The sequence below is a fragment of the Rhodococcus sp. WS3 genome, from assembly GCF_003797085.1.
Taxonomy (GTDB): Bacteria; Actinomycetota; Actinomycetes; order Mycobacteriales; family Mycobacteriaceae; genus Rhodococcus_F; species Rhodococcus_F globerula.
The window spans coordinates 735,772-748,990 of the sequence record NZ_RKMA01000003.1 but is presented as its reverse complement, the minus strand read 5'-3'; the positions used below and the strand labels follow the sequence as shown (position 1 = coordinate 748,990).

Genomic DNA, 13,219 nt, shown 5'->3' with positions numbered 1-13,219 from the left:
TTCCGAAGCCGTTGCACAGTAATAAGTTTCGTGTGAAGTCGGATTTTCAGGAGTGTTGTCGTGGTGTTCTCTCTCAAGAGTGGTTATGTGAAGTTTGTTCCCGTCTTGGCAGCAGGTGCGTTGGTGATCGCCGGTTGTTCGGACGGCGGTGATTCGGCGCCCACAACTGCGGCGGAGACATCGATATCCGCCTCCCAGACTGCGGTCCCGCAGGGAGTCAACGCAGCGGACATCGAGTTCTTGGAGGGGATGTACCCGCACCACGCCCAGGCGCTCGACATGGCAAAAATGGTTGAGGGGCGGACGGATAACGCTGAATTGATCGCGCTGGCAGCGCAGATCGAAGCTGCTCAGGACCCGGAAATGCAGCAGATGTCGGAAATGCTGACACAGTGGGGGCGCCCCGACCCGGCGTCCAACCCCACAGGCGGCATGGACCATTCCGGTCACGGGGTAGGGATGGCAGACATGCCGGGCATGATGTCGGATGACGACATGGCCGCGATGATGGATGCCCAGGGTGTCGAGTTCGACAAGATGTGGCTGACCATGATGATCGAACATCACACCGGCGCGATCACCATGTCGCAGACCGAACTCGACTCCGGGTTGGATCCAACTGCCGAGAAGCTGGCAGAAGAGATCATCGCTGCTCAGCAGGCCGAGATTGTGCAGATGCAAGCGATGCTGGCCGCCTTGTAGCGGTGCCCGCGATTGTCGAGGTGTTGATTCGGGCATACGTTCAGGACATGGACGAGTCCATGATCACCGGTGAGTCGAAAACGGTGCGGCGCACAATCGGTGATCAGGTGGTTGCGGGCACTGTGGCCTGCGCATGTTCTCGAGCGCCATGCGGTCGGTAATCAGAATCCCCGCTCGCGCAGCATGTTCCGTGGCAATCGACCCTACTAACGGGATTGCCAGCCCCAGCGCGTGCGGACACGCAATCACCAGCACGGTGATGGTGCGGGTCGGAATCCGTGGCTGAGGTGATTTCAGGTAGCGATCACTGGTTGGGTGAAGGCTCGACGGTGCTGCATGTATTGAGGGACAACGTCGTGATGGGGCGTTGGCCCAGGCCGATGTCGGTATCGCCAGTGGCGCCGGCACTGACGTGGCGATCGCGTCGGGGGGAGTTGTTCTGGCGAGCGATGATCCGCGAGCGGTAGCCTCGGTTATCGAGTTGTCGCACGCAACCTACCGGAAAATGGTTCAGAACTTGTGGTGGGCAGCGGGTTACAACGCAATTTCGGTTCCCTTGGCTGCGGGTGTGCTGGCGCCTGCCGGGTTCGTGCTGCCCATGGAAGTGGGGGCAATCCTGATGTCGGTATCGACCGTGGTGGTTGCGGTCAACGCTCAATTGCTTCGACGGTTGGATCTGCGGCAACCACCCGTCCCCGCGGGGGAGTCGAAAGTCCTCACGCCGCAGCTTTGAATGGATCGTGTTCCGCGATCAGTTTGTCGAGCCTGGCTTCATCCATACGAACCCGGACGGTGGAGGCTTCCTGCTGATCGCGAATCACCTTTGCCAAGGTGAATGTGCTGGTCACCAGAAACAGTAGAGACATGCCGAGGAATCCGCGCTGCCAGGCGTCGATCGGTAGGTAGGCGATGCCCACGAGGGTGCCTACGAAGCTCACGGCAAACGCTATTCCGGCCTGTGCAAAAAATGCGGCGGTGCTCTTCGAGGGTGTTGTCGGTGTGCTCATGACAATAAGTCTGCAGGTCCGAGCGCCTTGGCTGGATGCGTAGTCCTACTCGAGTTCTCACGGTACTTACCCGGCAGGTACCGGGCATAGTTGTATACATACCAACCGGTACTTTGTTGTATGTAGATAGTTCACTACAAAAGAAGTTTTCGGGCGAATGTAACAAAACACTTGCCGTTTCTTTACAGATCTGGGTAACCTGTAACGGTAAGCCTGGTGGACAGGCTGAATGTCTACGGCATCCGATGGCGTATGGATGACCGTTGTGACAAGACCGTTATTGCGAAATCGGTGGAGGTAGCATCATGGAAGGCGTTCCCATGTCTCGTCAGGCAATCAGTCTCGGCAGCTCGAATGGGTTGTCCGACAATGACAATCGGCAATACGGCGGCGGGGGTTTAGCAGATCGCCTTGGTGTCCTGTTCCAATCGGCGGCCGAATCGGGGACGGTACTCACTCGTGGGCACCTTGCGGCAGTGTTGTCCTGCTCGGATGCTCAGTGGGAGATGGCTGGTGGAGTGCTGACCGATGGTCGCGAACTCCTGGGGCAAGACCCCCGGAAGATCGTCCTGGAATGGTTGGGCGAGATGGGTGGCAGCAACGAGGTCGAGGTATCGGACGTCTGGGCGCTGCGATTCATGCGTGTCGCGGAGGGGTTGTCCAGTGAGTCACTTGCACTGTTGGTGCAGGCGTGTGCTCACTTGGCGCAGTCGGAACGCAGCGAGAACCACACTGCAGTTTAGGTAGTAGCAGCTAGACCGGTTGGGCCGTGAGTTCGTCGACAAGTGCCTGTACATGGGCCTTGATCTTGTCCCGGATAGGTCGGACGGCGTCGATGCCCGCTCCAGCCGGATCATCGAGAACCCAGTCTCGGTAGCTTGTACCCGGGAAGACCGGGCAAGTATCACCGCAACCCATCGTGATGACAACGTCCGAATTCTGCACTGCATCGGCGGTGAGAATCTTCGGAGTTTGGTCGGAGATATCGATACCTAGCTCCGCCATCGCTTCGACCGCAGCGGAATTGACGCTCTCGGCCGGCGCGGATCCGGCTGAGCGAACCTCGATGGCATCGGCGGCGAAATGATTCAGGAATCCGGCCGCCATCTGTGACCGGCCGGCATTGTGGACGCACACGAACAGAACGCTGGGCTTGTCGGACATGAGTTTCGGGTTCCTTTCACGAAGCAACTCTAGGACGATGCGTTTGTAGAGTCGGCAGATTCGAGTGAAATATCCTGGGTGGCAAAGCGTTTACGTAGAGCGAGTGAGACGTAGACCAAGCCGACCAGCACCGGTACCTCGATCAGTGGGCCGACAACACCGGCGAGTGCTTGGCCGGACGTGGCGCCGTACGTGGCGATGGCAACGGCGATTGCCAATTCGAAGTTGTTGCCGGCTGCGGTGAACGCGAGTGTTGTGGTGCGTTTGTATCCCAATCCCATTGTGGCACCGAGGATGTAGCCTCCGCCCCACATCAGAGCGAAGTAAGCCAGCAGGGGAAGCGCTATGCGGACGACGTCCCACGGCTGCGAAGTGATCTGCTCGCCTTGCAGCGAAAACAGGACAACGATAGTGAACAGCAGACCGTAGAGCGCCCACGGGCTGATCTTGGGAATGAACGTGTTGTCGTACCAGTCTCGGCCTTTCGACCGCTCACCGAAAAAGCGGGACAGGAAGCCGGCGAGCAACGGGATGCCGAGAAAGATCAGCACGGATTTGGCGATCTGCCACGGTGACGTATCGATCGTTGTCTGCTCGAGGCCGAGCCACCCGGGCAGAACCGAGAGGTAGAACCAGCCGAGCACGGCGAACATGACTACCTGGAACACCGAGTTGATGGCTACCAATACCGCGGCGGCTTCGCGGTCTCCGCAGGCCAGGTCGTTCCAGATGATGACCATTGCGATACAGCGGGCCAGACCGACGATGATCAGACCCGTCCGGTATTCGGGGAGGTCGGGCAGGAAAAGCCAGGCAAGGGCGAACATCAGTGCCGGTCCGAGGATCCAGTTCAGGAACAGCGATCCGGCAAGGAGTTTCTTGTCGCCGGTGACGGTGTCGAGGCGGTCGTATCGGACTTTCGCGAGTACGGGATACATCATGATCAGCAAGCCCAGCGCGATCGGCAGCGAGATACCGTCGATCTGCACCTTTTCGATTGCTGTGTTCAAGCCTGGAACCCAACGGCCCAGGAGCAGTCCGGCAACCATCGCGACACCGATCCACGCCGGAAGAAATCGGTCGAGAGTGGAGAGTTTGCCGACAACGGCTGGATTCTTGGTTGTGGCAGCGTTGCTCATGCCGTGACCTCGGCGCATTCGTCTGCGGCGGATCCTTCGACCAGGAGAACCGCTGAAAGCTGTCGTAGTGCAGCAGGAACAACCCAGTAGTACACCCAGGTGCCACGTCGTTCGCAGTCGAGCAGTCCGGCCTGGCGCAGCACCTTGAGGTGATGCGAGATTGTCGGCTGAGACAGATCGAACGTGTCGGAAATGTCGCAGACGCAGGCTTCTCCACCCTTGTGGCTGGCCACCAGGCTCAACAGGCGCAGTCGCACGGGGTCGCCGAGTGCCTTGAACATCCGGGCCAAGTCACCGGCCCAGTCCTCGGTCAACGGTTCGCGGACAAGTGGGGTGCAGCACGCGTCGGATTCCGGCACGTCTTGATTCGACATTCGTCAATATTGACAGATGTCGAAATAGGGCGCAATTCGGCGATGGCCGAACCGTCGCTCGAAGACCTCAGGCGGACTCGGCCGCTGATCTCCGTTCGAGAAGAACGGTGTCGCGCCAGATGCCGTCGAGTTGGGCGATCTTCTCGCGGATGCCGACGGTGCGGAACCCGGCGGAGTGATGCAGTGAGATCGAAGCGCGGTTTTCGGGGAAGATCGAGGTCTGCAAGGTCCAGAAGCCGTCATCGTCGGCGGACATAACCTGCTTGCGTAGCAGTGCTTTTCCGACGCCTCGGCCACGCATCCCGTCGGCTACATAGACGGAATTCTCGGCAACCCCGCGGTAGCAGTCTCTCCCGGAGGCTTGGCTCAGAGTCGCCCATCCCACGACGAGATCGTCGATGGTCGCGACCCAGCGGTGTTTTGGCAGCCACTGCACATCGAGTTGCTCGCGGGTAGGAACCTCGACGGCGAAGGTGGCGTTGCGGGTGTCGATCCCTTCGCCGTAGATCCGTAGGACCGCGTCCCAGTCTTTGTCGGCCATCGCCCGCACGGTGACGTCGTCGGGCAGATCGGTCGGGCAGCAGGGCCGCGGCGCGAGAACTCCCATGACGATGTCGGCCGGCTGCGGCAAGGCAACGCAGCACGTCGGACTCATCGCAACAACGGTGCTGGTTCCATCCTTGCGCAGATCTACGAATCCCACGTCGGCGAGCTTGCGTAGATGGTGGGAAACGGTTGGTTGTCCGATTCCCAGAGCTTCTGCGAGTGCGCCGACGGTAATCCCGCCGGAAGCGCTCGCGACCCGGTGCAGGAGTCGGACCCGCATCGGCTCGGCCAGGCAAGCGAACCACTGTGCATACGTGTCGGCGTCACTCTGTTCGATCAGGTTCGAACCGATCTGGCCCTGAGCCGAATCGCCGATGCGAACGGCCGGAGTCTGCAGCGATGTCATATTCACACTATATCGATAACGGTCGATGGTTGCATTCATCGACGTTCGTCAATATAGTCGGATTAAATATTGATGACTGTCGATGAAGGAGTGTTGGTGATGGATGAACTACCTGTTGTGGTGATCGGAGCCGGACCGATCGGTCTCGCTGCCGCTGCGCAGTTGCGCGAGCGCGGCCTCGCACCGCTGGTGTTCGAGCGCGGCGAGGTGGCGGGCGCAGCGATATCCGAATGGAATCACGTGCGGCTGTTTTCGCGTTGGTCCGAACTTGTCGACCCGGCGGCTCGGCGCCTGCTCGAGCAGAAGGGATGGAACTCGCCCGACGCCGATACTTACCCGACTGGGCAACAATGGCGACGGCTCTACCTCGAGCCGCTCGCCAAAGCCCTCGGCGATGTGGTCCAGTTTGGCACCGAGGTGGTCGGCGTTGCCCGGCGCGGCCGCGACCTGGTCGTTGACGACGGCCGGGACTCGGAACCCCTCTCGATTCATATTCGTCGTACCGACGGGACCGAGGATCGAGTCTTCGCTCAAGGTGTTGTCGATGCGTCAGGGACCTGGGGAGAACCCAATCCTCTTGGCGGGGAAGGTTTGCCGGCGCTCGGGGAAAATGCGGCCGGGGATGTGATCACGTACCGTGTCCCCGATCTCGACGACGAGGCCGTGCGCGCACGTTTCGCGGGAAAGCACACCGTCATCGCGGGCAGCGGTCATTCGGCGCTGACGGCGATGGTCGCTCTGGCCGCACTCGAGGCGGAGGGCACCCGAATCACCTGGGTGGTCCGGCGGGGGAATGTCGGTTCCGCGTTCGGCGGCGGCGAGTCTGACGAGCTGCCCGCTCGCGGTGCGCTCGGACTGCGCGCGAAGAAGGCCGTCGACGACGGGCTCCTCACACTGGTCGCCGGATTCCGCACCGCAAGTGTCGAATCCGCGGGGGACGGCCAGGTGTCGCTGATCTCCGATGGCGGTCACCGGGTCGAGAACGTCGACAATGTCGTCGCATTGACCGGCTTCCGTCCTGATTTGTCCTGGCTCTCGGAAATCCGCCTCGGTCTCGACCCCGTATTGCAGGCACCGACACAGCTCGCGCCGCTGATCGACCCGAACGTCCACTCCTGCGGCACGGTGTATCCCCATGGCGCGAAGGAACTTCGACACCCCGAACCGGGTGTGTACCTGGCGGGGATGAAGAGCTACGGCCGCGCGCCGACGTTCTTGGCCATGACCGGATACGAGCAGGTTCGCAGCATCGCCGCCGAACTTGCCGGTGATCACGAAGCTGCTGCCCGGGTGGAGTTGATTCTCCCGGAAACCGGAGTCTGCGGTGGGGCAGGAGTTTTCGACGAACCCGATACAGCGGAAAGTGAAGGTGGTTGCTGCGCTACACCGGCTCCGCAACTGATTTCACTCTCCGGCCGCGCCGGTAGTGCCAACTCCTGCGGATAGAACCCAACCGATGACCACCGTCGAGGATCCGTCCGTTGCCCTCGCTCCTTCGGGTCTGCGGCGGGTCCTGGCGGCGTTGTGCCTGACAGAAATTACCAGTTGGGGAATCCTGTACTACGCGTTTCCTGTTCTGTCGGTGTCGATCTCACGCGACACCGGATGGTCGATCACGGTGATCGTGGCTGCGTTTTCCGTCAGTCAGCTGATTGCTGCCGCAGTCGGGATTCCGGTCGGGCGAGTCCTTGACCGACACGGGCCCCGCTGGGTCATGACCACGGGTTCGGTGCTTGCGGTCCCTGCGGTTGTCGCCATTGCGACAGCACCTACGATCCCTGTCTTTTTTGCCGGGTGGGTACTCGCAGGAGTCGCTATGGGGGCGGTGCTGTATCCACCGGCATTCGCCGCGTTGACGCGTTGGTACGGTGACGGCCACGTCAAAGCGCTGATGATTCTCACACTTGCCGCCGGTTTGGCCAGCACGGTATTCGCGCCGATTTCCGCTGCTCTTGACGATCGATTCGGTTGGCGCACAACGTACTTGGTTCTCGCGCTCATTTTGGCTGCAGTTACTATCCCCGGGCATATCTGGGGTTTGCGAGGTTCGTGGCCCGAACCGGTTCGCCTTGCCGGGGCGCACCCAGCCGATTTCCGAAACGCCGTCCGCAGTCCTGCGTTTCTGGCACTCGCCATTGCTCTCGCAGCCGGGGCGTTTGCCGCGTCGGCGGGAGTGTTCAATCTTGTGCTGCTGTTGATCGAACGAGGTTTCAGTCCCGGTCTTGCCGCTCTGACGCTCGGGTTGGGCGGCGCCGGCCAGGTTGTCGGCCGACTCTTCTATCTGCCGTTTGCGGCACGAACGACCGTTCGTATGCGCACCGTATCCGTTATTGCAGTCGCCGGACTGAGCACCGCCGGACTAGGTCTCACTGGCGTGGCCACCGTATTGATCGGTCTGGCAATCGGCGCGGGATTGGTCCGCGGAATCTTCACCCTCATCCAGGCCACTGCGATTACCGATCGATGGGGAAGAGAGCACTACGGCCGTCTGAGCGGAATCATGTCGGCGCCGATCGTCATTGCCATGGCGCTCGGGCCGTGGGCCGGCAGCGTGCTCTCGATGTGGTCCGGGAGTTATGCCCACGCCTACCTGATTCTCGGAGCGATCGCCGTCGTTGCCGCCGCGATCGGTGCCGCAAGCATTCCGGTTGCGGTCTCTCAGAAGTGAGAGAATCTTCCTCAATTGTCGGTGCCTTCCTTTACCGTTGGCCCATGACACTGACTCTGGGAATGATCACATTCGACAGCCTTGATCCAGGTCCACTCGCGCGATGGTGGGCTGAGCAGTTGGGCGGCAGCGTCACACAGGAGAACGACGGATGGTTCTACGTCGTCGAGGTCCCCGGCGCCTCCACCAATTTTGCCTTCCAGAAAGTCCCGGATCCCACGGCCGGAAAGAACCGAATCCACCTCGATCTGTCCAGCGAGGATCTCGACGCTGAAGTGTCGCGGCTGATCGAGGCCGGCGCTTCTGAGCATCACCGCGAGAACATGGACGGATTCCGCTGGGTGACACTGACAGACCCAGACGGCAACCAGTTCTGTGTGTCCGGCGCCCACAGCTGAGTGGTGGCTAGTCGGGCATGATGAAGGACATGACTTCCCACCCTTCTCTGACCGGGGCCGACGCTACTGGCCTGTGTAGTTTCGTTGATTCGTCGCCGTCACCGTTCCACGTGTGTGCAACAGTGGCGTCGCAGCTCACAGCCAGCGGATTTGTGGAACTGCAGGAGACCCAGGCGTGGCCGTCGGAGCCGGGACGGTATTTCCTGGTGCGGGGCGGTTCACTGATCGCGTGGAGTACCGACGGAGTCAGCGATTCCGCGCCGTTCCGCATCGTCGGTGGTCATACCGACAGCCCGAACTTGCGGGTGAAGCAGCATCCGGATCTGACGTCGGCGGGCTGGCAGATGGTAGGCCTCGAGCCGTATGGCGGAGCTTTGCTGAACTCGTGGCTTGATCGCGATCTCGGTATTTCCGGCCGTGTGAGTGTTCGGGTGGGAAACACTGTGGAGCAGAAGCTGGTTCGCATCGACGACCCGATTCTTCGCGTCCCGCAGTTGGCGATCCATCTGTCCGAGGACCGGAAGGGCGTCACACTGGATCCGCAGCGGCATGTCAACGGAATCTGGGGTGTGGGCACCAAGCCCAAGTCCTTCATCGGATTTGTCGCCGATCGGGCCGGAGTGGCTGAATCATCCGTTCTGGGTTGGGAGTTGATGACTCACGACCTGGCGCCGAGCGCTGTGGTTGGCCTGGGCAAAGAGCTCGTCAGTGCGCCGCGGCTCGACAACCAGGGCACGTGTTATGCCGGGACACAAGCACTTCTAGCCGCCGCCGAATCTCCGGGGAGCCATGTGCCCGTGCTTGCGCTCTTCGATCACGAAGAGGTGGGCAGCATGTCGGATCGCGGTGCGTTCTCGGATCTGCTCAACACGGTCCTCGAACGAATAGTGTTGGGCCGCGGCGGTGGGCGCGGCGAATTCCTACAGGCGATGGCAGGTTCGGTGTGCGCATCCGGCGACATGGCGCACGCGACGCATCCCAACTACCCAGAACGTCACGAACCCGCGCACCGCATCGAGATCAACGGTGGTCCGGTACTCAAGGTCAACCAGAATCTGCGATACGCGACGGACGCTGCAGGTGCCGGTGAGTTCGCGCTTGCCTGCGACCAAGCGGGAGTTCCGTTGCAGCGCTATGTGCATCGGGCTGATCTGCCGTGCGGTTCTACCATCGGACCGATCACCGCATCGCGTACCGGGCTGTCCACCGTGGACGTCGGGGCGCCTCAGCTCGCAATGCACTCGGCTCGCGAGTTGATGGGCGCCGCCGACATCACGATGTATGCGGACGCTCTCGGCGCATTTCTTACACCAAGGAGTTAGAGGCCATAGCGGGGAGTTTCTCGAAGAATTCCGTGGTCGGGGTGAAGAACATCGAACCCGTCACGGCTGTCGAGAAGTCGAGAAGGCGGTCGTAGTTACCGCGCGGTGAGCCGAGGAACATGTTCTCCAACATGCGCTCGGTGATGGCGGGAGTGGCGCAGTACCCGATGAAGAATGTGCCGATCTCGTCATCACCGAGGCGTCCGTAGGGCATGTTGGCGCGCAGAATTTCGAGGGAGTTGCCGTCGTCGTCCTTGATCGCGTTGAGCGCGACGTGTGAGTTGGCCGGCATGACGTCCTTGGACATCTCGATGTCCTCGAGTTTGGTGCGGCCGATGACGCGTTCCTGTTCGTCGACTGTGATCGCTTCCCACTCACGCATGTTGTGGATGTATCGCTGGATGTGGACGTAACTGCCGCCCGAGAAATCGGGATCTTCGTCGCCGACGGTCACGGCAGCGATCGCGGCGCGGCCCGACGGGTTCTCGGTTCCGTCCACGAAGCCGATGAGGTCGCGGTTCTCGAAATACTGGAAACCGTGAATCTCGTCGACGACAGTTGCCGCGCCGTGCAGGCGCTTCGTGATCTGACGAGCTACCTCGAAGCACGCGTCCATGCTCATCGCACGAATGTGGAAGAGCAGATCTCCGGGCGTCGACGGCGCGTGATGGACGTCTCCCTGCAGAGCCGTGAACGGTCGTAGCAAGGCGGGCCGTGGACCGGCGAACAAACGATCCCAGACGTCCGAACCGATGCTGGTCACCACGTCCAAACCGGAACCGGGAACGCGCAGACCCACCGACCGCTGCAGGCCGGCCACATCGGCGAGCAATGCGCGCGTTGTGTCCTCGCCGCCAGGATTCACCGTCGCAACCAGGAAAATCGCCGCGGGAGTCAGCGGGGTCGTCACCGACTGGGATTGAGCCGTGACGTCCGACTGACGCACATCCTGTGGCATGGGGAAACCTTCCGTTCGAGTACCAAGCGACACCGGACCGAAAATAAAAACCGACCGGTTACCGAAACCGTAAACGAGTGTGACGGGGACGACTTCGAAGACCCACTGCTCGCGTCGGTGCCGCCGTCTGCGGAAGTCGTCGGCCCACCCCGATAGACTGTCTCCCGGCACGTTCTTTCGTTGGGCACATTTGTGGTGTCCCGCTCCGCGCCGGCTCGCTCTTGACTCCCGTAGGGAAGGGACCCCTCTCCAGTGTCTGCTCATCAGGTCGATACCGTCACGCACGCATCGGCTGATCCCGATGCCGCTCAGCCGTTCAAGGAGCTAGGTCTCAAGGACGACGAATATGCCCGCATCAAGGAGATCCTGGGTCGCCGTCCCACGGACGCCGAACTGGCGATGTACTCGGTGATGTGGAGCGAGCACTGCTCGTACAAGTCCTCCAAGGTCCACCTCGGCTACTTCGGCAAGACCACCACCGACGAGATGCGCGCCAACATGCTGGCCGGTATCGGTGAGAACGCCGGCGTCGTCGACATCGGCGACGGTTGGGCAGTCACGTTCAAGGTCGAGAGCCACAACCACCCGTCCTACGTCGAGCCATACCAGGGTGCGGCAACCGGCGTCGGCGGCATCGTCCGCGACATCATGGCAATGGGTGCCCGGCCGATCGCCGTCATGGATCAGCTGCGTTTCGGCGCTGCTGACGCCCCCGATACCCGTCGCGTCGTCGACGGTGTCGTGCGCGGTGTCGGTGGTTACGGAAACTCCCTCGGCCTCCCCAACATCGGCGGCGAGACCGTCTTCGACGAGTCCTATGCCGGTAACCCACTGGTCAACGCCCTCGCTGCCGGCGTCATGCGCGTCGAGGATCTGCACCTTGCCTTTGCTTCGGGTGCAGGCAACAAGATCATCCTGTTCGGCGCACGAACCGGTCTCGACGGCATCGGCGGCGTCTCGGTTCTCGCGTCGGCAACGTTCGACGGTGACGGTGGCGGTCGTAAGAAGCTCCCTGCGGTTCAGGTGGGCGACCCCTTCACCGAGAAGGTGCTCATCGAGTGCTGCCTCGACCTTTACAAGGCCGGACTCGTTGTCGGTATCCAGGACCTCGGCGGCGCCGGACTGTCCTGCGCCACCTCCGAGCTGGCTGCAGCAGGTGACGGCGGAATGCACATCAACCTCGAAAAGGTTCCGATGCGTGCCACCGGAATGACCCCGGCCGAGGTTCTCTCCAGCGAATCGCAGGAGCGCATGTGCGCCGTGGTGACGCCCGAGAACGTCGACGCGTTCATGGAGGTCTGCAAGAAGTGGGACGTCCTGGCCACCGACATCGGCGAGGTCACCGACGGTGAGCACCTCACCATCTCCTGGCACGGCGAGACCGTCGTCGACGTTCCCCCGCGCACCGTCGCTCACGAGGGCCCGGTCTACCACCGTCCCGTCGAGCGTCCGGCCACCCAGGACGCGTTGATCGCGAACACCACCGCAGGCCTCAAGCGTCCCGAGACGGATGAAGAACTCGAAGCCACCCTGCTGAAGATGATTGCTTCGCCTGCGCTATGCAGCCGCAAGTGGATCACCGAGCAGTACGACCGCTACGTCCGCGGAAACACCGTTCTGGCCGAGAACGCCGACGGCGGCGTCATCCGCATCGACGAGAAGACCGGCCGCGGAATCGCGCTGTCCACCGACGCCTCGGGCCGCTACACCGCGCTCGACCCGTACACCGGTGCGCAGCTCGCTCTCGCAGAGGCATTCCGCAACGTGGCAGTCACGGGCGCAACGCCCAAGGCCGTCTCCAACTGCCTCAACTTCGGTTCCCCCGAAGACCCGGGCGTCATGTGGCAGTTCCAGCAGGCCGTTCGCGGCCTCGCAGATGGTTGCGCCACACTCGGAATCCCGGTCACCGGCGGCAACGTCAGCTTCTACAACCAGACCGGCACCACGCCGATCCTGCCGACACCGGTGGTTGCCGTCCTCGGTGTGATCGACGACGTTCACCGCCGTATCCCGACGGGCCTCGGACTCGAGCCCGGCGAGACGCTGATCCTGCTCGGCGACACCCACGACGAGTTCGACGGTTCCATCTGGTCGCAGGTCGAGCACGGCCATCTCGGTGGCGTGCCGCCGAAGGTCGACCTCGCCCGTGAGCAGCTTCTCGCCGACATCCTGCTCGCGTCGTCGCGTGACGGCCTCGTCACCGCAGCCCACGACCTGTCCGAAGGTGGACTGGCGCAGGCAGTAATCGAAGCAGCACTGGCCGGCGAAACCGGCTGCCGCATCCTGCTTCCCGAAGATGCCGACCCGTTCGTGGCACTCTTCTCCGAGTCCTCGGGTCGCGTCCTGGTGGCGGTTCCGCGCACCGAGGAAACGCGCTTCACCGGAATGTGCACCGCTCGCGGCTTGCCGTGGACGCGTATCGGCGTCGTCGACGAGGGCAGCGACTCCGTGGAGATTCAGGGACACTTCTCCGTCACGATGGCCAAGCTCCGTGAGGCCTTCGAGGGAACGCTGCCTGCCCTGTTCGGGTGATAG

At 62.0% G+C, this 13,219-nt stretch carries 13 protein-coding genes and 1 pseudogene; 8 read left to right on the top strand and 6 right to left on the bottom strand.

The window, feature by feature from the left end; all coding sequences use genetic code 11:
- The first annotated feature begins 60 nt into the window (after positions 1-60).
- Positions 61-702 carry a DUF305 domain-containing protein gene (locus EEB13_RS24695; RefSeq protein WP_116102232.1) on the top strand — a complete coding sequence of 214 codons (642 nt, stop codon included), beginning with the start codon at positions 61-63 and terminating at the stop codon, positions 700-702.
- A gap of 364 nt (positions 703-1,066) precedes the next feature.
- Positions 1,067-1,435, top strand: a pseudogene (locus EEB13_RS24680) (heavy metal translocating P-type ATPase); the annotation flags it as partial.
- On the opposite strand, the gene EEB13_RS24675 reads toward EEB13_RS24680, so the two are convergent.
- Positions 1,419-1,709, bottom strand: coding sequence for a YiaA/YiaB family inner membrane protein (locus tag EEB13_RS24675; RefSeq protein WP_033233936.1), 291 nt, complete (start codon positions 1,707-1,709; stop codon positions 1,419-1,421). The pseudogene EEB13_RS24680 and the gene EEB13_RS24675 overlap by 17 nt on opposite strands.
- Before the next feature lie 305 nt (positions 1,710-2,014).
- Between EEB13_RS24675 and EEB13_RS24670 the strand changes: the two genes are divergently transcribed.
- Positions 2,015-2,452 carry a hypothetical protein gene (locus EEB13_RS24670; RefSeq protein WP_033233937.1) on the top strand — a complete coding sequence of 146 codons (438 nt, stop codon included), beginning with the start codon at positions 2,015-2,017 and terminating at the stop codon, positions 2,450-2,452.
- A gap of 10 nt (positions 2,453-2,462) precedes the next feature.
- On the opposite strand, the gene EEB13_RS24665 is transcribed toward EEB13_RS24670, so the two are convergent.
- The 4 genes from EEB13_RS24665 to EEB13_RS24650 form a co-directional block, all read right to left on the bottom strand.
- Complete coding sequence (locus EEB13_RS24665) at positions 2,463-2,873, bottom strand: arsenate reductase ArsC (protein ID WP_033233938.1); 411 nt, start codon at positions 2,871-2,873, stop codon at positions 2,463-2,465.
- Positions 2,874-2,902: 29 nt separating this feature from the next.
- A complete protein-coding gene (gene arsB / locus EEB13_RS24660; RefSeq protein ID WP_033233939.1) occupies positions 2,903-4,012 on the bottom strand; it encodes an ACR3 family arsenite efflux transporter in 1,110 nt (369 codons plus the stop codon).
- Positions 4,009-4,386 (bottom strand): ArsR/SmtB family transcription factor, encoded by a 378-nt coding sequence (locus EEB13_RS24655; protein ID WP_033233940.1) that lies wholly within the window; start codon positions 4,384-4,386, stop codon positions 4,009-4,011. The genes arsB and EEB13_RS24655 overlap by 4 nt, the downstream gene beginning before the upstream one ends.
- Positions 4,387-4,453: 67 nt before the next feature.
- Positions 4,454-5,338 carry a helix-turn-helix domain-containing GNAT family N-acetyltransferase gene (locus EEB13_RS24650; RefSeq protein WP_033234329.1) on the bottom strand — a complete coding sequence of 295 codons (885 nt, stop codon included), beginning with the start codon at positions 5,336-5,338 and terminating at the stop codon, positions 4,454-4,456.
- A gap of 99 nt (positions 5,339-5,437) precedes the next feature.
- Here EEB13_RS24650 and EEB13_RS24645 point away from each other — a divergent pair, with 99 nt between their 5' ends.
- The 4 genes from EEB13_RS24645 to EEB13_RS24630 are packed head-to-tail and all read left to right on the top strand — an operon-like array spanning position 5,438 to position 9,726.
- On the top strand, positions 5,438-6,784 hold the full coding sequence (locus EEB13_RS24645) for an NAD(P)-binding domain-containing protein (RefSeq protein ID WP_141486477.1): 1,347 nt from the start codon (positions 5,438-5,440) through the stop codon (positions 6,782-6,784).
- A 10-nt stretch (positions 6,785-6,794) separates the two neighbouring features.
- The gene (locus EEB13_RS24640) at positions 6,795-8,006 is read left to right on the top strand and encodes an MFS transporter (protein WP_141486476.1); all 1,212 of its coding nucleotides are present in this window, start codon (positions 6,795-6,797) and stop codon (positions 8,004-8,006) included.
- Positions 8,007-8,050: 44 nt separating this feature from the next.
- Complete coding sequence (locus EEB13_RS24635) at positions 8,051-8,404, top strand: VOC family protein (RefSeq protein WP_092806403.1); 354 nt, start codon at positions 8,051-8,053, stop codon at positions 8,402-8,404.
- Between the two features lie 29 nt (positions 8,405-8,433).
- Entirely contained in the window at positions 8,434-9,726 is a 1,293-nt protein-coding gene (locus EEB13_RS24630) for a M18 family aminopeptidase (protein ID WP_141486475.1), read from the top strand.
- Here EEB13_RS24630 and EEB13_RS24625 read toward each other — a convergent pair.
- Positions 9,710-10,684, bottom strand: a complete 975-nt coding sequence (locus EEB13_RS24625) for a Dyp-type peroxidase (protein ID WP_116102360.1) — start codon at positions 10,682-10,684, stop codon at positions 9,710-9,712. The genes EEB13_RS24630 and EEB13_RS24625 overlap by 17 nt on opposite strands.
- 252 nt (positions 10,685-10,936) lie before the next feature.
- Between EEB13_RS24625 and purL the strand changes: the two genes are divergently transcribed.
- Positions 10,937-13,216 (top strand): phosphoribosylformylglycinamidine synthase subunit PurL, encoded by a 2,280-nt coding sequence (gene purL / locus EEB13_RS24620; RefSeq protein WP_033233942.1) that lies wholly within the window; start codon positions 10,937-10,939, stop codon positions 13,214-13,216.
- Positions 13,217-13,219: the final 3 nt, after the last annotated feature.

Coding starts and splice junctions, on each gene's coding strand:
- EEB13_RS24675 (WP_033233936.1), bottom strand. CDS start 1,709: ATGAGCACACCGACAACACCCTCGAAGAGCACCGCCGCATTTTTTGCA.
- EEB13_RS24670 (WP_033233937.1), top strand. CDS start 2,015: ATGGAAGGCGTTCCCATGTCTCGTCAGGCAATCAGTCTCGGCAGCTCG.
- EEB13_RS24665 (WP_033233938.1), bottom strand. CDS start 2,873: ATGTCCGACAAGCCCAGCGTTCTGTTCGTGTGCGTCCACAATGCCGGC.
- arsB (WP_033233939.1), bottom strand. CDS start 4,012: ATGAGCAACGCTGCCACAACCAAGAATCCAGCCGTTGTCGGCAAACTC.
- EEB13_RS24655 (WP_033233940.1), bottom strand. CDS start 4,386: ATGTCGAATCAAGACGTGCCGGAATCCGACGCGTGCTGCACCCCACTT.
- EEB13_RS24650 (WP_033234329.1), bottom strand. CDS start 5,338: ATGACATCGCTGCAGACTCCGGCCGTTCGCATCGGCGATTCGGCTCAG.
- EEB13_RS24645 (WP_141486477.1), top strand. CDS start 5,438: ATGGATGAACTACCTGTTGTGGTGATCGGAGCCGGACCGATCGGTCTC.
- EEB13_RS24640 (WP_141486476.1), top strand. CDS start 6,795: ATGACCACCGTCGAGGATCCGTCCGTTGCCCTCGCTCCTTCGGGTCTG.
- EEB13_RS24635 (WP_092806403.1), top strand. CDS start 8,051: ATGACACTGACTCTGGGAATGATCACATTCGACAGCCTTGATCCAGGT.
- EEB13_RS24630 (WP_141486475.1), top strand. CDS start 8,434: ATGACTTCCCACCCTTCTCTGACCGGGGCCGACGCTACTGGCCTGTGT.
- EEB13_RS24625 (WP_116102360.1), bottom strand. CDS start 10,684: ATGCCACAGGATGTGCGTCAGTCGGACGTCACGGCTCAATCCCAGTCG.